At 28.4% G+C, this 21,023-nt stretch carries 19 protein-coding genes; 12 read left to right on the plus strand and 7 right to left on the minus strand.

Features of this window, described 5'->3' with window-relative positions; genetic code table 11:
• Nucleotides 1–93: 93 nt before the first annotated feature.
• Entirely contained in the window at nucleotides 94–471 is a 378-nt protein-coding gene (locus tag ACZ5SO_RS00595) for a YbaN family protein (RefSeq protein WP_464626046.1), read from the minus strand.
• A gap of 160 nt (nucleotides 472–631) precedes the next feature.
• Between ACZ5SO_RS00595 and ACZ5SO_RS00600 the strand changes: the two genes are divergently transcribed.
• Genes ACZ5SO_RS00600 through trpA form a run of 7 tightly spaced genes read left to right on the plus strand, consistent with a single transcriptional unit; the run spans nucleotide 632 to nucleotide 7,026 of the window.
• A complete protein-coding gene (locus ACZ5SO_RS00600) occupies nucleotides 632–2,089 on the plus strand; it encodes an anthranilate synthase component I family protein (RefSeq protein ID WP_464626048.1) in 1,458 nt (485 codons plus the stop codon).
• A 2-nt stretch (nucleotides 2,090–2,091) separates the two neighbouring features.
• A complete protein-coding gene (locus ACZ5SO_RS00605; protein ID WP_464626049.1) occupies nucleotides 2,092–2,667 on the plus strand; it encodes an anthranilate synthase component II in 576 nt (191 codons plus the stop codon).
• Complete coding sequence (gene trpD / locus ACZ5SO_RS00610) at nucleotides 2,664–3,674, plus strand: anthranilate phosphoribosyltransferase (RefSeq protein ID WP_464626050.1); 1,011 nt, start codon at nucleotides 2,664–2,666, stop codon at nucleotides 3,672–3,674. The genes ACZ5SO_RS00605 and trpD overlap by 4 nt, the downstream gene beginning before the upstream one ends.
• 3 nt (nucleotides 3,675–3,677) lie before the next feature.
• Nucleotides 3,678–4,460: an indole-3-glycerol phosphate synthase TrpC gene (trpC, locus tag ACZ5SO_RS00615; protein WP_464626051.1), complete on the plus strand. Its 783-nt coding sequence runs from the start codon at nucleotides 3,678–3,680 to the stop codon at nucleotides 4,458–4,460.
• Nucleotides 4,457–5,074, plus strand: a complete 618-nt coding sequence (locus ACZ5SO_RS00620) for a phosphoribosylanthranilate isomerase (protein ID WP_464626052.1) — start codon at nucleotides 4,457–4,459, stop codon at nucleotides 5,072–5,074. Before trpC ends, ACZ5SO_RS00620 begins: the two co-directional genes overlap by 4 nt.
• A complete protein-coding gene (gene trpB, locus ACZ5SO_RS00625) occupies nucleotides 5,067–6,251 on the plus strand; it encodes a tryptophan synthase subunit beta (RefSeq protein WP_464626053.1) in 1,185 nt (394 codons plus the stop codon). The genes ACZ5SO_RS00620 and trpB overlap by 8 nt, the downstream gene beginning before the upstream one ends.
• A complete protein-coding gene (trpA, locus tag ACZ5SO_RS00630; RefSeq protein WP_464626054.1) occupies nucleotides 6,244–7,026 on the plus strand; it encodes a tryptophan synthase subunit alpha in 783 nt (260 codons plus the stop codon). The genes trpB and trpA overlap by 8 nt, the downstream gene beginning before the upstream one ends.
• A gap of 237 nt (nucleotides 7,027–7,263) precedes the next feature.
• On the opposite strand, the gene ACZ5SO_RS00635 is transcribed toward trpA, so the two are convergent.
• The gene (locus ACZ5SO_RS00635; protein ID WP_464626056.1) at nucleotides 7,264–8,193 is read right to left on the minus strand and encodes an IS110 family RNA-guided transposase; all 930 of its coding nucleotides are present in this window, start codon (nucleotides 8,191–8,193) and stop codon (nucleotides 7,264–7,266) included.
• A 33-nt stretch (nucleotides 8,194–8,226) separates the two neighbouring features.
• A complete protein-coding gene (locus ACZ5SO_RS00640) occupies nucleotides 8,227–8,382 on the minus strand; it encodes a hypothetical protein (RefSeq protein ID WP_464626058.1) in 156 nt (51 codons plus the stop codon).
• 562 nt (nucleotides 8,383–8,944) lie between these two features.
• Between ACZ5SO_RS00640 and ACZ5SO_RS00645 the strand changes: the two genes are divergently transcribed.
• Entirely contained in the window at nucleotides 8,945–9,544 is a 600-nt protein-coding gene (locus tag ACZ5SO_RS00645) for a hypothetical protein (protein WP_464626060.1), read from the plus strand.
• Between the two features lie 493 nt (nucleotides 9,545–10,037).
• On the opposite strand, the gene istB is transcribed toward ACZ5SO_RS00645, so the two are convergent.
• The 3 genes from istB to ACZ5SO_RS00660 are packed head-to-tail and all read right to left on the minus strand — an operon-like array spanning nucleotide 10,038 to nucleotide 13,266.
• Nucleotides 10,038–10,793: an IS21-like element helper ATPase IstB gene (gene istB / locus ACZ5SO_RS00650; RefSeq protein WP_464624126.1), complete on the minus strand. Its 756-nt coding sequence runs from the start codon at nucleotides 10,791–10,793 to the stop codon at nucleotides 10,038–10,040.
• 19 nt (nucleotides 10,794–10,812) lie between these two features.
• Complete coding sequence (istA, locus tag ACZ5SO_RS00655) at nucleotides 10,813–12,372, minus strand: IS21 family transposase (protein ID WP_464624125.1); 1,560 nt, start codon at nucleotides 12,370–12,372, stop codon at nucleotides 10,813–10,815.
• A gap of 54 nt (nucleotides 12,373–12,426) precedes the next feature.
• Nucleotides 12,427–13,266, minus strand: a complete 840-nt coding sequence (locus ACZ5SO_RS00660; protein ID WP_464626061.1) for a DUF1295 domain-containing protein — start codon at nucleotides 13,264–13,266, stop codon at nucleotides 12,427–12,429.
• 257 nt (nucleotides 13,267–13,523) lie between these two features.
• On the opposite strand from ACZ5SO_RS00660, the gene ACZ5SO_RS00665 reads away from it, so the two are divergent.
• Nucleotides 13,524–15,188: a transposase gene (locus ACZ5SO_RS00665; RefSeq protein ID WP_464626063.1), complete on the plus strand. Its 1,665-nt coding sequence runs from the start codon at nucleotides 13,524–13,526 to the stop codon at nucleotides 15,186–15,188.
• Nucleotides 15,189–15,424: 236 nt separating this feature from the next.
• Here ACZ5SO_RS00665 and ACZ5SO_RS00670 read toward each other — a convergent pair whose 3' ends face one another.
• Complete coding sequence (locus tag ACZ5SO_RS00670; RefSeq protein WP_464626065.1) at nucleotides 15,425–15,868, minus strand: hypothetical protein; 444 nt, start codon at nucleotides 15,866–15,868, stop codon at nucleotides 15,425–15,427.
• Between the two features lie 499 nt (nucleotides 15,869–16,367).
• Here ACZ5SO_RS00670 and cas3 point away from each other — a divergent pair, with 499 nt between their 5' ends.
• The 3 genes from cas3 to cas8c are packed head-to-tail and all read left to right on the plus strand — an operon-like array spanning nucleotide 16,368 to nucleotide 21,023.
• Nucleotides 16,368–18,524, plus strand: coding sequence for a CRISPR-associated helicase Cas3' (gene cas3, locus ACZ5SO_RS00675; RefSeq protein ID WP_464626067.1), 2,157 nt, complete (start codon nucleotides 16,368–16,370; stop codon nucleotides 18,522–18,524).
• A gap of 13 nt (nucleotides 18,525–18,537) precedes the next feature.
• Nucleotides 18,538–19,188: a type I-C CRISPR-associated protein Cas5c gene (cas5c, locus tag ACZ5SO_RS00680; RefSeq protein ID WP_464626068.1), complete on the plus strand. Its 651-nt coding sequence runs from the start codon at nucleotides 18,538–18,540 to the stop codon at nucleotides 19,186–19,188.
• Nucleotides 19,185–21,023: a type I-C CRISPR-associated protein Cas8c/Csd1 gene (cas8c, locus tag ACZ5SO_RS00685; protein ID WP_464626070.1), complete on the plus strand. Its 1,839-nt coding sequence runs from the start codon at nucleotides 19,185–19,187 to the stop codon at nucleotides 21,021–21,023. The genes cas5c and cas8c overlap by 4 nt, the downstream gene beginning before the upstream one ends.

A 21,023-nucleotide genomic window follows, 5' to 3' on the forward strand; every position in this document is an offset into this window, starting at 1 on the left:
GGATACATAAAAAATATCTAAGTTCTTCATGAAAAGTACGTATTTGCTCATATACAAAATATATTGTCCCATTTTATATTTATATATAGACAATTATTTTGTACTTTTAATAAACAACGTGAAATAAAGTATGTGAATAAACCATATCAAAACTAAAATTATTCTAACTAGTAATAAATTTTTCGTAAAATAGAAACCAATAGAAAATATTAAAGTTAATGAACAAATTATTGATATTTTAGTATTTATTGTTAATGTCTTATTTTTTAGAAATGGATCTACATTTTTTTTATAAATTTTAGTATTTCTAAACCATAAATCAAGCTTTTTTGAACTTTTGAGAAAACAAACTGATGATAATAGAAGAAAAGGAGTAGTGGGTAAAATAGGTATTAATATTCCAATCACGCCTAAGATGAGTGAAATAAAACCTATTACAATAAATACTAATTTTAATAAATTTGTTCTCATATATTTCCTTTTGGTTATTATATCACATTTATTTTTGTTTAACTTATTAATCTTTTTAGAAGAGTTTTTATGAAAAAAAATGTGTTTCTATTGACAGTAACACCGTTTCTATTTATAGTAACATATATATTTCTACATATAGAAACAGAGAAGAGGTAACATGAATTATTATCCTAGCTTAGAAATTGCTAATTTAATTGATAAAAAGTATAACACAATTCCAATTAGTCTATCTTTACCACTCGGTAAAAAAAGTCCAATGGAAATTCTAAATAGATTAGAGAAAATAAGTAAGCATTGTTTTCTTTTAGAATCTTGTGAAGATAGTAAAGATTGGGGTAGATATACTTATATAGGGTTTAATCCAAGCTTAGAAATTACGCAAAAAGGAACTAACCTTTGTATTAAGAGTGGTACTACTATAGAAATTGAAAGTGATAAACCTCATCAATATATTAGAAAGATATTAGATGAGAATAAAAGTCCTAAATTAGTAGACATCCCGCCCTTTACAGGTGGACTTGTAGGTTATTTTTCTTATGATTTTATATCATATAGTGAGCCTAAGTTAAAATTAGACTGTGTAGATGAAGAAGATTTTAAAGATTTAGATTTGATGCTTTTTGATAAAATTATTGCAATTGATAATCTTAAAAAGCAACTTTTTTTAATAATTAATGTTAAAAGAGATAATTTTAGCTCTAATTACAAAAGAGCTACTATGGAATTAGATAGTCTGAAATCCTTAATTAATGAAATTGATGGTCCTTTAGAATATGAAAAAGGTAAACTTTTGTCTCCTTTAAAACCTTTGTTTAGTAAAGATGAGTTTTGTAAAATGGTTGAAAGGGCGAAAAACTATATATATGAAGGAGATATTTTCCAAGTTGTTTTATCCAATAGATTAGCAGCACCTTTTAAAGGTAGTTTAAAATCTGTTTATGATTATCTAAGAAAAACTAATCCTTCTCCATATATGTTTTATTTTATTAGTGACAATATTGAATTAACAGGAGCGTCTCCTGAAACTTTAGTCAAACTTGAAGAATCAAAATTGACTACTTTTCCCTTAGCAGGGACAAGAAAAAGAGGTAAAACTCTAGAAGAAGATCTTAATTTAGAGAAAGAACTTTTAAGTGATCCTAAAGAAGTGTCTGAACATAATATGCTAGTCGACCTAAGTAGGAATGATATTGGTAAAATAAGCAAATTTGGAACTGTTGTAGTTGAAGAGTATATGAAAATTCATAGGTTTTCTCATGTTATGCATATTGGATCTACCGTTTCTGGGGAAATTAAAGATAATCTAGATTGTTTAGATGCAATTGATTCAATTTTACCAGCTGGAACTCTTTCCGGTGCTCCTAAAATTAGAGCTTGTGAAATTATAAACGAGTTAGAAAATAATAAACGTGGAGTCTATGGTGGTGCTATTGGGTATTTAGCTTTTAATGGAGATTTAGATACTTGTATTGCAATTAGACTTGCATTTAAAAAGAATGGAAATGTTTACGTAAGAAGTGGAGCAGGAATTGTTGCAGACTCTATTGCTGAAAATGAATATATAGAGTGTTTAAATAAGGCAAAAGCTGTAGTTAATGCTTTGGAGGATAAATAATTATGATTTTATTAATTGACAACTATGATAGCTTCAGTTACAACCTATATCAACTAATTGGTCAGATAAATCAAGATATTCTGACGGTAAGAAATGATGAGATAACAATTGATGAAATAAAAAAATTGAATCCAGAAGCAATTATTTTATCCCCAGGACCTGGTCGACCAGAAGATGCAGGTATTTGTGTTTCAGTTGTTTCTTCACTTAAAGGCCAGTTTCCAATTTTGGGAGTATGTTTAGGACACCAAGCTATATGTTTAGCATATGGGGCGACAGTTGATCATTCGCCAACTCTTATGCATGGAAAACAATCAGAAGTAGATTTAAAAGAACTATCAGTATTTAAAAATATAGACAGTCCTATTCAAGTTGGACGATATCATAGTTTAGCTGTTGTTGAAGAAACACTTCCAGAAAATTTAGTCGTTAGTGCAAAAGTTGTTGGAAGTGGTGAAGTTATGGCAGTTGAAGATCCCCTAAATAAGGTTGTAGGTCTTCAATTCCATCCTGAATCAATTTTAACAGAATGTGGTATTGATATAATAAAGAATTTTTTATTAGGAGATAAAAAGTGATTAAAGAAGCAATTATAAAATTATCTAAAAAAGAAGATTTAGACACAGTCACAGCTGAAACAGTTATGGATGAGATTATGAGTGGTAAAGCTAGTAATCTCCAAATTGGTGCTTATTTAATAGCACTTTCCATGAAAGGCGAAACTATCGAAGAAATTACTGCTTCAGCTAAAATAATGAGACAGCATGCCTTAAAACTACTAAATGATTTAGAAGTACTAGAAATAGTTGGAACAGGAGGAGATCATTCAAATTCTTTTAACATATCAACTACCTCTTCAATAGTTGTTGCCGCTTGTGGAGTGCCTGTTGCCAAACATGGAAATAGAGCAGCATCTAGTAAATGTGGTGCTGCAGATGTGCTTGAGCAACTAGGTGTTAATATAAATATTGAAGTTGAAAAAGCCAAAAAGGTATTAGATCAAATAGGAATTTGTTTTTTATTTGCTCAAAAATATCATTCTGCTATGAAATTTGTAGCTCCTGTTAGAAAAGAATTATCAATTAGAACCATTTTTAATATATTAGGTCCTTTATCTAATCCTGCTGGTGCTTCTTATCAACTAATGGGCGTTTATGATGAATCTTTAGTTGAGCCATTAGCTCAAGTTCTTTTAAACTTAGGAGTTAAACGAGGATTAGTTGTTTATGGGCTTGAAGGGTTGGATGAGATATCTTTAGTTGGAAAAACAAAGGTCTGCGAAATTCGTAATGGTTGGGTTAAAAATTATGAAATCGATCCAAGAAATTATGGTTTCAGTTTATGCAAAAAAGAAGATTTAGTTGGAGGAACTCCACAAGAAAACGCACAGATAATTAAAGATATTTTTGCAGGTAAAAAAGGACCTAAGAGAGATACTGTTGTTTTAAATAGTGCAGCAGCTTTATATATAGCACAAGATAATTTAACCTTCGAAGAGGCTATTAATCAAGTAAAAGATGTAATTGATAGTGGTAAAGCCCTTAAAAAATTAGATCAAATGATTGAATGCACTAACGAGGTATAAAAGATGATATTGGATGAGATTGCAGCTAAAACCAAAAAGAGACTTAGCCTTTTAAGCGTTGAACAAAGAGAAGAAATGGAAAAAATGGCTTACATTACTCATATTTCTAAATCTTTTGATTTTTATAAAGCTTTAAAGAAAGATGGCTTGTCTTACATAGCTGAAGTAAAAAAAGCTTCTCCTTCAAAAGGCTTAATATGTGATAATTTTGAATATATTAAAATTGCTAAAGAATATGAGCAAATAGGGATTGATGCCATTTCAGTTTTAACAGAGATAGATTATTTTCAAGGAAGTCCGTCTTATTTAAAAGAAATAAGTGAGACTGTTAATACTCCTACACTTAGAAAAGATTTTATAGTAGATGTTTATCAAGTTCATGAAGCAAAGGTTTTAGGGGCTAAGGCTATTTTATTAATTTGTGCACTTCTTGATAGAAGGAAATTATCATTTTTATATACCGAAGCAACTGCCTTAGGTTTAGATGTTTTAGTTGAGGCTCATACTAAAGAAGAAATTGATTTAGCTCTTTCAATTGATGCTAAAATTATTGGAATTAATAATAGAGATTTAAAAACATTTAATGTTGATCTAAGTATAAGTGATAAAATGAGAAAATATATTCCATCTAATAAGGTTATGGTTAGCGAAAGTGGTTATTCAAAAAGAGAAGATATTTTAAAAGCTATAGATATGGGTTGTGATGCGCTCTTAATTGGTGAATCTTTTATGAGAGCAAAGTCAAAAGAAACCTTACTTAAAAGTTTAAAAGGGCTTTCTCTATGAAAACAAAGTTAAAAATTTGTGGACTTACTCGAGAAGAAGATATATCCATGGTAAATAAAATTAAACCTGATTTTATTGGTTTTGTTTTTGCTAAAAGTAAAAGACAAATAGATCTTAAAACGGCAGTCTTTTTAAAATCTAAATTAGATCCAGATATAAAAAGTGTTGGTGTTTTTGTAAATGAATCAATTGATAATATTATTAAAGTTGTAAATAGTAAATCTATAGATTTAGTTCAACTTCATGGTGATGAGAATAATTGTTATATTTCAAAACTCAAAAATTTAATTTCAATTCCAATTATTAAAGCTATTAAAATTAGTGAAAATAGTGAAAAAGAGAAAGCTTATTATGAAGCTGCTGATTTTTTGTTAATAGATAGTGGCTGTGGTAGTGGTAAAACCTTTGATTGGAGTATAGATCTTCCAACTTCTAAACCTCTATTTATAGCAGGTGGAATTAGTTATGAAAATGTTGAAAAAGCATTTGAGCATTTTAAACCTTATGCTTTTGATTTAAGCAGTAGTGTTGAAGTAAATGGCTTTAAGAATTTTGATAAAATGGAAAGAATTAGCTCTAAATTAAAACAGTTAAATGGAGAAAAATATGAGTAAAGGACATTTTGGAATACATGGGGGACAATATGTTCCTGAAACATTAATGAATGCAATAATAGAATTAGAAGAAGCTTATGAAAAGTATAAAAATGATAAAGATTTTAATGAAGAATTGACCTATTTATTAAATGAATATGCTGGAAGACCTTCTCGTTTATATTATGCTCAGCATATGAGTGAGGATTTAGGTGGTGCAAAAATATATTTAAAAAGAGAAGATTTAAATCATACTGGTGCTCATAAAATTAATAATGTTATAGGGCAATGTTTACTTGCAAAAAAAATGAACAAAACAAGGGTAATTGCTGAAACTGGGGCAGGTCAACACGGTGTTGCAACAGCGACAGTGGCTGCATTGCTAGGCTTAGAATGTGAAATATTTATGGGTCAAGAAGATATAGAAAGACAAGCTTTGAATGTTTATAAAATGAAACTCCTTGGTGCAAAAGTCAATTCTGTAAAAACAGGAACTGCAACATTGAAAGATGCGGTATCTCAAACAATGAGAGAGTGGACAACTAGAGTTAAAGATACACATTATGTTTTAGGAAGTGTTATGGGGCCTCATCCATTTCCTACAATAGTTAGAGATTTCCAATCTGTAATATCTAAAGAAATCAAATCTCAAATAATGGAGAAAGAAGGCAAGTTGCCAGATGCAATTTTAGCTTGTGTTGGTGGAGGTTCTAATGCAATTGGTGCATTTTATCATTTTATAGATGATGAAGAGGTAAGATTAATTGGGTTAGAAGCAGCAGGTAAAGGGGCTGATACAGATAAAACAGCAGCAACTATTACTGTGGGAAAGTTAGGAATATTCCATGGAATGAAGAGTTATTTTTGCCAAGATAAGGGTGGACAAATATCACCAGTTTATTCAATTTCAGCAGGTTTAGATTATCCAGGAATTGGACCTGAACATGCTCACTTAAAAGATATAAACAGAGCAGAATATTATCCAATTACAGATGAAATGGCAGTTGAGGCCTTTGAATACTTATCTAAAGTTGAAGGTATTATCCCAGCAATTGAAAGTGCTCATGCCCTTTCCTATGCTATGAAATTAGCCCCTACAATGACTAAGGATCAAATCATTGTTGTGAATTTATCAGGTAGAGGTGATAAGGATTGTGTTTCTATTGCTAAATATAGAGGAGAAGACATTAATGAGTAAAATAAATAGAGTTTTTGAAAATGGAAAAGCATTTATCCCGTTTATAACAGTTGGTGATCCTAATTTAGATATTACAGAAAAACTCATATATGCACTTGAGAGAGCCGGTTGTGATTTAATTGAGTTAGGAATTCCTTTCTCTGATCCAACAGCTGAGGGGCCGGTAATAATGAGCGCTAGTGAAAGAGCTTTAAAAAATGGAGTTTGTACTGATGATGTTTTTAGTCTAGTAAAAAAAGTAAGAGTAAAAAGTCAGATTCCATTAGCCTTCATGACTTATGCAAATGTTATTTTCAGTTATGGAATAGAAAATTTTGCAAAAAAAGCTGAAAGTGTTGGCATTGATGCATTAATCCTTCCTGATGTTCCATATGAAGAAAAGGGAGAATTTGAAAAAATCTTTTCATCTCATAATATAGATTTTATTTCAATGGTTGCTCCAACTTCAGATAATCGAGTTAAAATGATTGCTAAAGAAGCTAAAGGTTTTATCTATTGTGTATCATCTTTAGGTGTAACAGGTGAGAGAAGTTCTTTCAGTTCAAATTTACAAAATTTGATTGAAACAATTAAATTGACTAATTCTAAAGTTCCTTGTGCTATTGGATTTGGAATTAGTAATAGAGAGCAAGCTTATGAGATGGCTAAGATCTCTGATGGTGTAATAGTTGGTTCTGCAATAGTTAGAATTATTGCAGAATATGGGAAAGATTGTGTGCCTAAAGTCTTTGAATTCTCTAAAAATATAAAAGATACAATTATTTTATGTAAATAAATGTTTATATAATCATTTATTAATAAAAATATCATATCAATCGATATGGTATTTTTATTTGTCTATAGTTGTCAAGTTTTTAATAATTTTATTTTTTTCTATCTTTTTTACACATATTATGTTAGACCTTCTGGCTCAGGTCTTGTTTTTGGGAATTAATGTTGTTAAGCTAAAACTATGTTAGATGTTTTAGTTAACGAGGTAGCTCTTGTTTGAAATTAATTGGTTATTAATATTTCAAATGAGAGCTTCAAGTTTATAACGCTTTAATTTATTAAATATGTATTCTTCATCTACTATATTATAAATCTCACCATTCTTTAATAAAGCAAATCCAATAGATATCATTTTATTAGCTGTTGCAACTGCTGTTTTTTGACCAAACTTTCCTCTTTTTTCAAGTTTTTGCCAATACCTTGTAAGAGAACAATTATGATTAAAGTTTTTTATACTCCAAGCAGCTTGTACTATATGTCTTCTAACAGGCATACAGCCAAAATGAGAAACACTTAATTGTTTGTCTACTGAACCCGATTGATCTTTTCTAGGAATGAGTCCTATGTAATTTCTAAGTTGATCTGCCTTAGAAAACCTTTCTCCATTTCCAATGAAAGCTACTAAAGTTGCTGCTGTTATATCACCAATACCTGGTATTGATAACCAAGCTAAAGCTTCTTTAGGATGATTTAATAATATTTGAATAATTTTACTATGAATTTGTTCTTTTTGAGATTCTACTACTTCAATGTTACGAACTAATAAATTTGCACTAAAAATAGCTAAATCTTCCTTAAGTAATTCATCAACACAAGATTGTCTTTTTTCAGGATTTTTTAAATCTGATTTCTTTAAATCTGGATAACCCATACCTGTAAATATTGCATGAAGTTTATTAATTAATTTAGTTTGTAATTGAGAATATGCTATATGAAGTTTTATCAATGCTCTATCAGCTGATTCTTCTTTTGTAGGAATTGGTATAAGAACCCAATTTTCAGGATTAGCATCTCTTGCATATTTAGCAATCTTTGCAGCATCTTGCCTATCTGTTTTACAAATTGATTCAAAAATAATATGCAATTTCATTGGATTAAGGACATAAACATTAGATGCAGTGTGTTCTAAAAGATATCTTGCAAGATTAAAAGAAGAAGTTCCACCTTCCATAAATATTGCATCACCAACCTTGAACCGAGAAATTTAGTTATTTCTTCCTTGCTCATTCATCTTTTCATTAAAGAAAGATTTCTTTTGAAATCCTGAATCTCTTGAAAGTGTACATCCAACTAGAGTTTTTTTGGAAAGATCCAAACCGATAATTCTAGTTGCCGTTAATTCTTTAGGTCTGTCTATCATGAACAGCCTCCTTAAGTTAAATTAACAGATTGTTGGGAAGCTTTATGAAAGGGAGTGACAAAAATGTCCTTCATTTTTATTATTGAGATTATCTCGAGAAGAATCTCGAGATATCTCCCTGTAGTCTTCGATGACCGGCTATTGTATCTTTTTTATTGAGGTATATCTGTATTAACAGTATCCATCACAAATACCATTACACGATCACCGGTTCCCATTCTCCGTCAAGAATAGGATAACACCTTTGACTTACCAACTATAGACATACTACTTTTTTAGTCATTTATTGCATATCTTCTTATAATAATAGCTTGTAATAGTATATAAAAAGAATAATTTTATTGTAATTTCGTGCTCTTTTTTTAGTAATGGTATTAGTTACAATGATTTTTTTTCTAGCGATTAAATAATTATTTTCTTGTAGTGTAAGTAATTATTTATTAATAATAATAATAACTTAATTCTAGAAAACAATAAAATAAAAAAATAAACTTAACTGTTGACATAAGATGTATGTTGTTGTATATTATGTACAAGACAAGAAAAGGAAAAGAGGAAAAAAATGAACAAAAAAGCTTTAACAATATTATTAATGGTTTCACTAAGTATTACAGGATTATTCGCATATTCAGTTCCAACTGTTATCTTATCAACTGATGTTGATGAAATAAATTACAATTTTAAATTACAAAAACTCAATTCTGCTATGAATGACTATACAGATTTATCTGAAGATTACACTGAAACTGTTATTTTGGATTCAACAGAAAGAGAAACTAACGCTTTCACAGTTTCAACAGCTAATGATGGTAATTTACATGATGAGACTACATTCTATGTTAACATTACAACAGGCGAATTTATTGATAAAACAGAGGCTAATGACTATATCTATTCAGGATGGTATCCAACAATTATTGAATTATCAGAATCAGCAACAGAGTCTAATAAAGAGTTAGGTTCAGAAGTATTAAATTACGTATCAGGAACTAATGGAAATTATACTGCAGCTTCTACAGCTACTTTCTCTAATGCATTTTCTAGAGGAGTACATGAAGAAGGTGTTGAAATAGCTCGTTTCAAATTAGGTTATAAAGGTGATAATTCAATCGTAGCTGGTACCTATACAAGTACAACAATAATTGAGATTACTGCTAATTAATATTGATAATTGAAATATATAAGAACTATTCAAGAACTATTAAATTAAACATAAAAAGTTTAAATTTGATGGTTCTTTTTTATTATAGTTATAAAACTTCAAATTGAATTTAGCTAAATTGAGGATTATTTCGTAGCTGAAGAATTGAATGTCGTCTTTGTATATGATTGTCAATTATAGTTTGATATACAATTTTAATTGAGCAAATTTTTAATTAAGACAATACTATTTATATCTTTTCCAAAATACCGGTACAACAGGGGATACTTTTTTTTGATAGCTATGATACTTTTCATATTTTGATTGGCTAATATTTTCGGTAAATTTTACTGAGCCAACAAAAAGTAATGTTAAGTGCATAATCCACTACACTTGGACACCGTTATTCCATCATTTGGACAACGTTATGTTCATTCGGACAAATTAAATTTCTATCTTTAATCTTAACAAATTGTTAACATTCCGTCTTTCCTTTTTCAATCATATTTTACATTTATTTATAATTTTTTAGTTGTTTTTCTCCTAATTGTTCTCTCATTGATGAGCCTTTCAAATTTATCCTAATAGAATTAAAAGCTACTCTATCTAATGAAGCATCTGCAACTGTTGGATCAGGGAATAAAGTTTGCCAGTTTTTTACTGGTATTTGAGCAACAAAAAGTATTGATTTATGATATGTATATCTATCATCTATTACTTCTAATAAATCATGCGCTGCTGTTTGTGTTAAAGGTTCTAGCCCAAAATCATCTAACACTAGTAAATCACTTTTCTTTAATTCTAATAATATTCGTTCATATTTGGCATTGGCATAAGCCAAATTTAATTCTTTTATTAATCTTGTTGTTCTATAATATTTTACTTTAAAACCTTGAACACATGCTTCATGAGATAAAGCAGAAGCCACAAAGCTTTTACCCGTTCCTGTGGCACCTGTTACTATCATATTTAAATGGTTAGAAATCCATGAACAAGAAGCATATTGCACTAATTTATTTTTTAAACCTTCTCTATGCTCTGATTCAATAAAATCACTTAATACAGCTGAAGTATCCCTTATTCCAGAGTTTTTAATTAATCTTTGTAATCTATTGTTTTGTTTTCTTTCCCATTGCTTATCTACAATCATTGTCATTCTTTCATCAAAAGATAACTCTAAGGTTGAGCCAAAAGTTTCTTGTCTTTCAATTTCTTCTTTCATAGCAGAGAGTCTCATTTCTTTTAATCTTGTTAATGTTTGTTGATTCATTTGTTTTATTTCTCCTTTTTTATTTGTATTCACCACGAAGATTTTCATGGATTATTGGCTCATTATTTATTACAGGGATATTATCATTAGGTATTAAATAACATTTGGTTTTAATGATATTTGTTATTTCTTTAGCTAATAATGTATTTGTAACTATTGCTCTTTTACATGCAGCTTCAACAATATCTACATTATGTCTTTCAATTAAATTGATTATTGAAAAGCACATTTTATATCCTTGTTGAGGTTTATCGTATTTGTTTAACCAATATTCAATTACTTCTAATGTACTAGGACCAATTTGAAGAGCTTTATCTCTATAATCTTTAGATTCCATTCTACTTTGAAGTTTGAATTTTAAATCTTTTTTAGGCATATGGGTATCACAAGAAATTCTAGTAATCCCTTTTAGAGCCTTTTGATGAGTTGCTACTCTTTTATGATTAATGTATATTTCAATTAGATTATGACGAGCATGTAGCTCGTATGGTTTAGATGCATATTGGTAAGGAACTGTATATTCACAACCTTTATATGTTGCTGCATATGTGTTGCTGATAGTTCCAGTTTTTAAATCATAAATTTCATAATCATTTGCTGGCAAAGGAAGTAAGTGGGGTTTGTCATATTTAAGAAATATTTCTTCTCTGCTTACTTTTATTTTTTTATCAGAATCTACTTTTCTAGCTAATTCTTTTGTTTCTTTAAAAATGAAATTATTTAATTCATTGAAACTGTTAAACACACCTTTGTCTTTGATTTTTTCAAGAATCCAGGTTTCAGCTTCTCCAACAAATTGTTCAACAGAACCTTTATCCTTTGGAGCTCTTACTCTAGCAGGAATAATTGCAACATCATAAAATCTAGCCATTTCTTGATACAAAGGGTTTAATTGAATGTCATAACATTTTCTACTTATTACTGCCGTTTTCGTATTGTCAGGGACCCAGCACTCACTAATTCCACCATACCATTTTAAAGCTTTAACATGAGCTTCGTTCCAATAAGATTGACTCATATGTTCACAGGCTATACAAAATGGATAAGAACTTAATCCAAGTGTTGTTACAAAAAAATAAGCAGTTTTAAGTTTTCCAGTTTTAGAATCTCTTACACAATCAATTGTAGGTCCAACCCAATCTATGTACAGGTTTTGTCCTGGTTTTCTCTCTATCGGTGAATAAACATAAGCTTTAGAATCTTTCTTCCATTTACGATATTTTTCATAAAAGTAAGATCTACTTGAATTGGTTTCATTATTAGAAACACATTTAGCATACATGAATTTAATATTTTTCCTACTTCCTCTAGCATTGATTTCTTCATCAATATCTTTCCAATTAGGAAGAATTTTTTCTGATGAATCTAATTCCTTAGGAAAAAATAGTTGTTGTAATTCATAATCATTGTATTTTGCAATTGAATCATAATTTAATTCATGAATTCTACAAATTCTTAAAATATTAGCAACAGAACTTTTACTACATCCGACACTTCTTGCTATTGCACGAGTTGATAGATTAAATTCAAATTTCAATCGAATAATTTCTTTAATCATACTAATTTGAGTACTCCTCATATTGGGATCTCCTTTAAATGTTTTTATTTAAAGTTAATCCTTAATTTGAGAAATTTAAATACTGTCCAAATGTAGCATAATGCTGTCCACATCAGAGTGGAATACTGTCCAAGTTAGAGCATAGAATGCAGTTAAGAGAATAGGTCCTATTATTGTCCAATTTAGAAAATCTTTTATAGTAGAACTGCAAATAAAATATATTGAAAACCAAAAGCCAAGTTCTCCAAAATAATTAGGATGTCTAGAAAGTGAAAAAAGTCCACTACTTAAAAAACCTTGTTTATAATCATTTTCCAGTTTCTTTTTTTTAGGTAGCCTTCCATATTTTGATTCTTGGAATACCCATTGTTGTTGATCAGCTACAGTTTCTATTAATATAAAAACAATTGAAAGAAAAGTAAAAAAATAAGTTAGAAATGAGGGTTGTACTTTTGTTCGATCTAAAAGGGAAAGAGGTAGGGTAAAACAAATGAATAGAAATTGCTGATAAAAAGCTATGAAAAAAAGACTAAAAAGTTGCCAAAGTAGATTTGATTTTATTTTTTTCCTTAGATATACCCACCTATAATCTTCTTTATCTGTATAACCACCTTTCCTAGAAAAATTATATGTTAATCTAAGTCCCCAGATTGTAATTAATCCTGCAATAATAAGGAGTATTTGATTTTTAGATTTAGAAAAATATAACCAAGCTATTATTATTGGTAACGTGCTCCAAAGTCTATCAGTCCATGAATATTCGTTTGTAATTGTATTGAAAATATAAGTTATTATTGCTGAGCACAATATTAAAATAGAAACGGAAGTTAAAGGATTTCTATCAATTGTAAATACATAAATACTTAAACTAATAACCAATAAAAAAAATATAAGTATCTGTTTGTTTCTTTTCATAGAAAAAATTATAATTTAATTGAATTCATCTATCAATAGAATAAGACTTCTTATATTTTAGATCAGTACAAAAAAAATGGGGCCGTTGCAAAAGTCTTAAGGGACTAGTAACGGTTCTTTTTTTTATCTAATTTGTTATCCTGTAAGAAATTATTTTTATTTTTTTGTAAAAAAAAAGCTTGATTAATATTTACAAAAATGGGGCACCTATGTTATAATTACTTATCCTACAAAGAATTAAACAAGAGGAAGCCCCTATGGACAACACTACACCTTTTACTAGAAATGGTCAACTATATTTAGCTTTAGATTTACCAATTGAATTCGACTTTTCTCCTGAATGTTATGCAATGTTACAACTCTTAGATAATTTAGATTATTCTAAATTTGAAGAAAAACAATCTAAATTAGGTAGACCTAATGCTACTAGTGCAAAAGTTATGGTCTATCTTATCATTTATTCTAGACTTACTGGACATTACAGTTGTAGATCTATGAAATATTTAAAAACTGATTTATGTGCTTTATGGTTATTGGATGGTAAGAGTTTACCAGATCATTCAACTTTTTCTAGATTTATAGATAAACATAAAGAAGATATTGAAGATTTATTTTATCAAATGATTAATAAATTATATGAATTAAATGAAATAACAGGAGAAACACTTTATCAAGATGGTACAAAAGTTGAATCTGTCGCTAATAAATATACTTTTGTATGGAGAAAAGCTTTAACAAAAAATATGACAAAATGCTTTAATCATTTAAAAGCGTTACATAAAGAATTTATTACTCTCTATCCAAATACTACTTGCCCTAATAAATTAACTGAAGAAAACACTTTATCTACTATGATTGCAATTAGAAGATTTTTAAGAACTCTTTTTGCTGGAATTGATGAATCTAGACATGGAAGGGGTATTAAATCAACAAAAGAAGAAAGATTGTTTAGAAATATAGAAAAATATGTCTCCAAATGGATTACCTACATAGAGAATAATGAAATATTTAGTGAAAAGAATAATCCAAGCAATAGAAATAGCTACAGTAAAACGGATAGAAGTGCAACCTTTATGAGAGTTAAAGAAGATCATATGAAAAATGCTCAATTAAAACCAGCATATAATATACAGCACTTAGTAGATAGTAATTACATAGTATCCATGCTTTGTACATCAGATAGAACTGACTTCCACACTTGTGTTCCTGCCTTAGAAAAACTAAAGCAAAATACATCAATAGAATATAAAAATTACTGTGCTGATGCAGGATATGACTGTAAAGAAAATTATGAATACTTAGAAAAACATAATATAAAAAGTTTTATCAAACCTGCTAATTATGAACAAAACAAAAAAAGAAAAAACAAAAATGATCCTAGTAGAAGAAGTAATATGAAATATATTAAAAATATAGATGCATATGAGTGCACCCAAGGCAAATATATAATTAGAAGGAAAGACTTAGAAGAAAAAAGAGCGTCAAACTCAAGAAAACGTGGATATATTCCCAAAATAGAACAAAGGATATATAAATCCTTTTGTGGCTGCATTACTTGTCCTGTTAGAGATGCTTGCATGAAATCTTCGGCTAAAAGAAATGATTTTAAGATGATGTATGTTGATACACAACTTGATATCTATAGAATTGAAACTAAGAAAAATATTGAGAGCGATGAAGGTAAAATAATTCGAGTTAACAGAAGTATCCAAGCAGAAGGAAGCTTTGCCTTAATTAAAGATGGTTTGTCAAAAAGACGATTTAAAACAAAAAGTTATAAGTCAGTTGAAACCGAATGGCTTTTGTTTTGTATGAGTGCAAACATAGTTCGTTTCAAGAATAGGCTTGCACAAGGTCTTATTGGAACTCCTTTTGAGTATCAATGTAATTCAGATATTGAAGAAATTCCGAAAGCTATATAAATCTTTTAAGTTATGAATTAATTATTTAGTCTAGAAACTTCAACCTAGACGATATTATTATGCTTAAATTCTATTGATTTTACTTAGATTAGTCAGTTTAGAGATAATTTGCAAAAGAAATATAATTCAAATTTTAAAAAAATAACTAAAAGAATGAATAATAAAAAAAGAGCTGTTACTCAGTCAATCAAAAATGACTTTTGCAACAGCCCCATGTCTTGATAAAACTCCGAAATTTAAAACTTGCTGAATATACTTTTTACAACATTATGTTTTACTTCATCAACTTTTTTGTTCATTTCAGCTTTTAATGCAGCTTCCATTAAATATTTATGCATCTCTTCAGTGCCTTCTCTGCGGCTTAAATAATCTAATGCTGTCATATCAGTTTCATAGTTCATTTGATTTATAGCTGGGAAATAAGAAACTATAGTTTCAAGAACTTTGATATTGGTAGTATAACGAGCTGCTATCATTAGAACAGTATCACTATTCATTATTTCTCTATTAATATCCATGCCATGAGCTTTTTCTTTTTCAAGGTATGAATGAATTTCAGTCGCATCGTCAATATTTGCTACTAAAAATTCATACGTCTCAACATCTTCAACCTCTGTAGATGAACAACTAATAAATAGAGATAATGTAACAAACAATATGAATAAATATCTTTTTTTCATATTTTATTCTCCTTTTGTGTAATTGTCTAATTGTAAGCTAGCTCAAGTTAATTAGCAAGGATAATTTGTTAGTTGATTATTAAAAATAATATTGTTTAATTGAATTATCTAATGAAACCCTTAGTATTTTTTTCTAAGGTTAATTAGTTACAGTAAATATTGCAAAAGATATAGTTGCATTTAGTAGTGCAAATGCTTAAAAGGTTGCAGTTAATATTTCAGTTGAGCCTTCTATAAAAAAAGAATGAAATGTAAAAATAAAAATAGCTAAAACAAATATACAAAAATAAAAAATTAGCTATATTTATAAATTATTATAAAATATACAGATTCAAGGTATTATTATATTTTAATTATACAAAACGAAAACTGGAGTTAGAAATATTACCTAACTTTAATAAAAATTGTGTTCACTTCTTCAAATTACATAAACATTTGAAACATAATTACATAAAGAAAATAATTGTTTAATTAGTCATCTAATGATATACTATAATTAATGGATTACAAAATATATGCTCATAAAGATGAAAATGGAAATTTGGAAGAATTGCAAACACATTTATATGAAGTTTCCCAATTATGTGGTGCATTTGCTAATAGTTTTGATTCAGAACAAATTGGTATATTGATTGGCAAAGCTCATGATATAGGTAAATGTACTTTAGGATTCCAAAGACGTTTATTAGAAAATGGGAGTAAAGTTGATCATTCCACAGTGGGCGCAAAATTGTTAATTAACAATTTCCCAATAGGTGCTTATTGTGTTATCGGGCACCATTCAGGATTGCCTGATGGAGGAAGTAGTACCGATTCTCTTGGTTTATCAACGTTACAATCAAGAATAAAAAAAAATGTTGAACCTTTGATAACAGATGATTTCAATCTTAGAAGTGAGGATTTTCAACTTCATTTTCCGCAGTTAATAACAATTTTAAATCTTGGTTGTACTGCCTCAATGTATATTAGAATGCTCTTTTCTTGTTTAGTTGATGCTGATTTTTTATCTACAGAGTCATTTATGAATCCTTTTAATAAAAGGCGTAGTTATACTAATTTTAATTTTCGAAGTCTTGAGAAAGAATTATATGAAAAAATTAAAAGTTTTGATATTTCTCATAATAAAATTAATATGATAAGAACCGAAATTTTTGAAGATTGTACAAAAAAAGCAAATTTAAATCGGGGTATTTATTCTTTATCAGTTCCTACTGGTACAGGGAAAACATTATCATCTTTCTCTTATGCATTAAATCATTTATTAGTAAACAATTTGAAAAGAATAATATATGTCATTCCCTATACTTCAATTATCGAACAAAATGCGGATGTCTTTAGAAAAATATTTGGTAATATTGTTTTAGAACACCATTCAAATTTTGATTTTGATTGTGACAATGATGAATCATCTATATTTCAATTAGCTTCAGAAAATTGGGATATGCCAATAATTGTTACAACAAATGTTCAATTTTTTAATTCACTTTATTCTAATAAAGTTTCTAAAACTAGAAAATTACATAATATAGTAAACAGTGTAATAGTTTTTGATGAAGTACAAATGCTTCCAATTGAATATTTAAAACCATGTTTATATTCGTTATCTGAGCTAGTATTGAATTATCATTGTTCAATATTGCTTTGCAGTGCAACTCAACCACCGTTTGAAAAGATTCTATCGGATTTTAAAGTGGAATGCAAATCATTAATCAATAAAAATTATAATGAAGTTGATGAGTTAAAAAGGGTCGTTTATAATTATATAAAAATCGTAGATGATGAATATTTAGTCTCAAGTTTATTAAACCAAAATCAAGCATTATGCATTGTAAACTCAAGGGAACAAGCAAAACAACTCTTTAAATTATTAAGTTTAGAATACCAAGAAGGCGTGTTTTATTTAACAACTGATTTATGTCCGATTCATAGAACACAACGAATTAAGAAAATTAAATATCATTTAAAGAATAATTATAAATGTATAGTTATTTCTACTTCACTTGTTGAAGCTGGTGTTGATTTTGATTTTCCGATTGTATATAGAGCAATTGCAGGAGTTGATAATATTATTCAATCTGCAGGAAGATGTAATAGAGAAGGAAAAAGAAAAAGAGAAAATAGCATAGTTAATATTTTCAAACCTGAAGAAAAGTATGCAAAGTCGACTCCAAAAAATATTATTCAAAAAAGTAAAATAACTGAATTAGTAATAAAAGAAAAGGGCTTTGATTTTAATAATAAAGAATTAATTGAATTGTATTATACTTATTATTATAAAATTCAAGATGATAAAAACTTAGATATTAAAGAAATTTTAGCTCAACAAAGTTGTAGCTTAAGTAATATTCCATTTAAAAAAATTGCTAAAGATTTTTCTTTAATAGATGATAATCAATGTTCTATAATTATTCCTTTTGATAGTTTTTCTACTTCTTTAGTACAAGAAATAAAGAATGGTTTTATTAATGCTAAAATGTTACGAAAATTACATAAATATAGTGTAAATGTACGAAAATGGAAACTTGATCAGTTATTGAAAATGCATGCAGTTAAGGATTATGAGGGAATTTTAATATTAGATGATGTAAATAAATATAATGAAAATTTAGGATTAGGGAATGCTTTAGAGGATTCTTTTGGATCTTATTTTTATTAGAAAGGAGGTTGTTTTGGGATATGGTGTAAAATTAGAAGTTTGGGGTGATTATGCTTTATTTACTCGTCCTGAATTAAAAGTTGAAAGATATTCTTATGATGTAATAACTCCATCAGCTGCAAAAGGGTTATTTAGGTCTATTTATTGGCATCCCGGAATTGAATGGGTTATTGATAGAGTCGTAGTTATAAATCCTATAAAATTTACTAATATAAGAAGGAATGAAGTTAAACACAAAATCTCAGCTTCATCTGCTTTTAAAAATTTAAAAGATAATAAACAGATGAGTCTTTATACTGGTGAATCCATAGTTCAAAGAGCATCAACTGTTCTTCAAGATGTTCGGTATGTAATAGAAGCTCATTTCAATTTGACTGAAAAAGTTGGAAAAGAAGATACTCCAGAAAAAATTTATAACATTGTATTAAGAAGAATAAGAAAAGGGCAATGTTTTTCTCAACCTTTTTTGGGGTGTCGTGAATTTATAGCTAATTTTTGTGAGCCAAAATCTAATTATGCTGGATTTGAGAAAAATACTAGAAATTTAGGATTAATGTTGTTTGATTTAGATTATTCAAATCCTCATGAGATAAAACCTATGTTTTTTAATGCAATTTTAAAAGATGGAATTTTGGATTTAAGAAATTGTGAGGTTTTAAGATGATTAATGCTCTCATTAAAGAATATTCGAAGTTGTATAAAAAGCAATTAGTACCAGAAATGGGGTGGAGTTTTGAAAAAGTTTCAGGAATAATCGTTATTTCAAAAAAGGGTGAATTATTAGAAATAATACCTTATTTTGATAAGGATATTGCTAAAGGAAAAGAACACGTAGTCCCTAAAAACTTGATTGTACCAATTCATGAAACTAAAACAAGTGGAATAAAGCCCTCATTTCTTTGTGATAAAATAGATTATCTATTAGGTTATTCAAATAATAACAATGAAATAGAAAAGCTTAAGTTCTTAAAAGAAGATGAAATAAGAAACAAAAGTAAAATTGTTTCTTTAGAGAATAATATCAAAAAAAAACAAGAAAAAGCTCTTAAGGCATTCAATAGTTCAAAAGAATTTCATATTTCACTATTAAAAAATTGTAATACTGAACTAACCAAAGCTTTAATTGCCTTTTTTATGAATTGGGAAGTTAGTAAGGCTTATGAAAATGATTTATTAACATCATTATCGTCGGAAATGACTAATTTCAATTTTATCATTCAAATTGGGACTACTTTTTTGCATGAAGAAAATACTTTTAAACTAGTTTGGAATAATTTTCTAAAAAAAAATAGAACTGAAAAAGAAAAGCGTTTATGTTTGATAACAGGTGAATTAGATACCTCAACTAAAATCCATGGAAAAATTAAAGGTGTTGCAGGATCTCAAGCTGCTGGAGCTTCTCTTATTTCTTTTAATGAAAATGCTTTTGATTCATATAATAAAAATGGTGGGGATAATGCTCCAATAGGAGAAAAAGCTTCATTTGCATATGTCAGTGCTTTAAATTATTTATTGAACTCACCAAAAAATACAATTAAATTAGGGAATGATACTTGTGTATTTTGGTCTGAATCTGAAAGCTCAGAAGATTGTGAAAGTATTTTCAAAACATCTTTATTTGGTAATGAAGAAGAAGAATCTAAGCTAAGTGATTTAATGAAAAAAATTGAGCAAGGAAATAATTATAATAAAGATATTTCCTTACATGATTCGTTTAATATTCTTTGTTTATCTCCTAATAATGCAAGATTATCAGTTCGATTTTTTTATAGGAATTCTTTTGGAGAGATTCTAAAATCGATATCATTGCATTATAGACAATTGGAAATTCAAAGACCTATTTATGACAAGAATAAGTATTTATCGTTATATCCCTTACTTTTAGAAACAGTTAGCGTTAATTCTAAAGAAAAAGTTTCATCACCTCTTCTTGCTGGAGCTTTGTTGAAATCTGTTATTTCAGGAACATTATATCCAGCTAAATTATATTCAGATATAATTTTAAGAATTAGAGCTACAATAGATAAAGAAGGGAATGGGAAGGACAAGAAAAAAGTTGAAAAAATTTCTGCAAATAAAGCAGCAATTATAAAAGCATATTTGAGTAGAAATAAAAAAGATATTTTTGATAAGGAGGATTTAGCAATGAGTCTAAATGAAAACAGTACGAATGTTTCTTACAATTTGGGACGTTTATTTGCTCTGCTCGAAAACATTCAAGAAAAAGCAAACCCAGGACTTAATTCAACTATTAAGGATAGGTATTTTAATAGTGCCTGTGCCACGCCAAAAATTACTTTCCCAATAATATTGAAGTTAAGTAATGCACATTTGAAAAAGATGGATGAATCATCAAAAATTTATTTTAATAAACAATTAATAGATATAATGAGTAAAATAAATGAGTTTCCAACTAATTTATTATTAGAAAATCAAGGTGTTTTTATTCTAGGATATTATCATCAAGTTCAAAAAAGATACGAAAAAAAGGAGAGTTAA

Source organism: Pleomorphochaeta naphthae, from assembly GCF_055396005.1.

What these genes read in the sequence shown, in the direction of transcription:
- ACZ5SO_RS00645 (WP_464626060.1), top strand. Translation starts at nt 8,945, where the DNA reads ATGAACAAAAAAGCTTTAACAATATTATTAATGGTTTCACTAAGTATT.
- ACZ5SO_RS00665 (WP_464626063.1), top strand. Translation starts at nt 13,524, where the DNA reads ATGGACAACACTACACCTTTTACTAGAAATGGTCAACTATATTTAGCT.
- ACZ5SO_RS00600 (WP_464626048.1), top strand. Translation starts at nt 632, where the DNA reads ATGAATTATTATCCTAGCTTAGAAATTGCTAATTTAATTGATAAAAAG.
- ACZ5SO_RS00640 (WP_464626058.1), bottom strand. Translation starts at nt 8,382, where the DNA reads ATGATAGACAGACCTAAAGAATTAACGGCAACTAGAATTATCGGTTTG.
- cas3 (WP_464626067.1), top strand. Translation starts at nt 16,368, where the DNA reads ATGGATTACAAAATATATGCTCATAAAGATGAAAATGGAAATTTGGAA.
- istA (WP_464624125.1), bottom strand. Translation starts at nt 12,372, where the DNA reads ATGAGGAGTACTCAAATTAGTATGATTAAAGAAATTATTCGATTGAAA.
- ACZ5SO_RS00660 (WP_464626061.1), bottom strand. Translation starts at nt 13,266, where the DNA reads ATGAAAAGAAACAAACAGATACTTATATTTTTTTTATTGGTTATTAGT.
- trpC (WP_464626051.1), top strand. Translation starts at nt 3,678, where the DNA reads ATGATATTGGATGAGATTGCAGCTAAAACCAAAAAGAGACTTAGCCTT.
- trpB (WP_464626053.1), top strand. Translation starts at nt 5,067, where the DNA reads ATGAGTAAAGGACATTTTGGAATACATGGGGGACAATATGTTCCTGAA.
- ACZ5SO_RS00595 (WP_464626046.1), bottom strand. Translation starts at nt 471, where the DNA reads ATGAGAACAAATTTATTAAAATTAGTATTTATTGTAATAGGTTTTATT.
- ACZ5SO_RS00635 (WP_464626056.1), bottom strand. Translation starts at nt 8,193, where the DNA reads ATGGAAGGTGGAACTTCTTCTTTTAATCTTGCAAGATATCTTTTAGAA.
- trpA (WP_464626054.1), top strand. Translation starts at nt 6,244, where the DNA reads ATGAGTAAAATAAATAGAGTTTTTGAAAATGGAAAAGCATTTATCCCG.
- cas8c (WP_464626070.1), top strand. Translation starts at nt 19,185, where the DNA reads ATGATTAATGCTCTCATTAAAGAATATTCGAAGTTGTATAAAAAGCAA.
- ACZ5SO_RS00605 (WP_464626049.1), top strand. Translation starts at nt 2,092, where the DNA reads ATGATTTTATTAATTGACAACTATGATAGCTTCAGTTACAACCTATAT.
- istB (WP_464624126.1), bottom strand. Translation starts at nt 10,793, where the DNA reads ATGAATCAACAAACATTAACAAGATTAAAAGAAATGAGACTCTCTGCT.
- ACZ5SO_RS00620 (WP_464626052.1), top strand. Translation starts at nt 4,457, where the DNA reads ATGAAAACAAAGTTAAAAATTTGTGGACTTACTCGAGAAGAAGATATA.
- ACZ5SO_RS00670 (WP_464626065.1), bottom strand. Translation starts at nt 15,868, where the DNA reads ATGAAAAAAAGATATTTATTCATATTGTTTGTTACATTATCTCTATTT.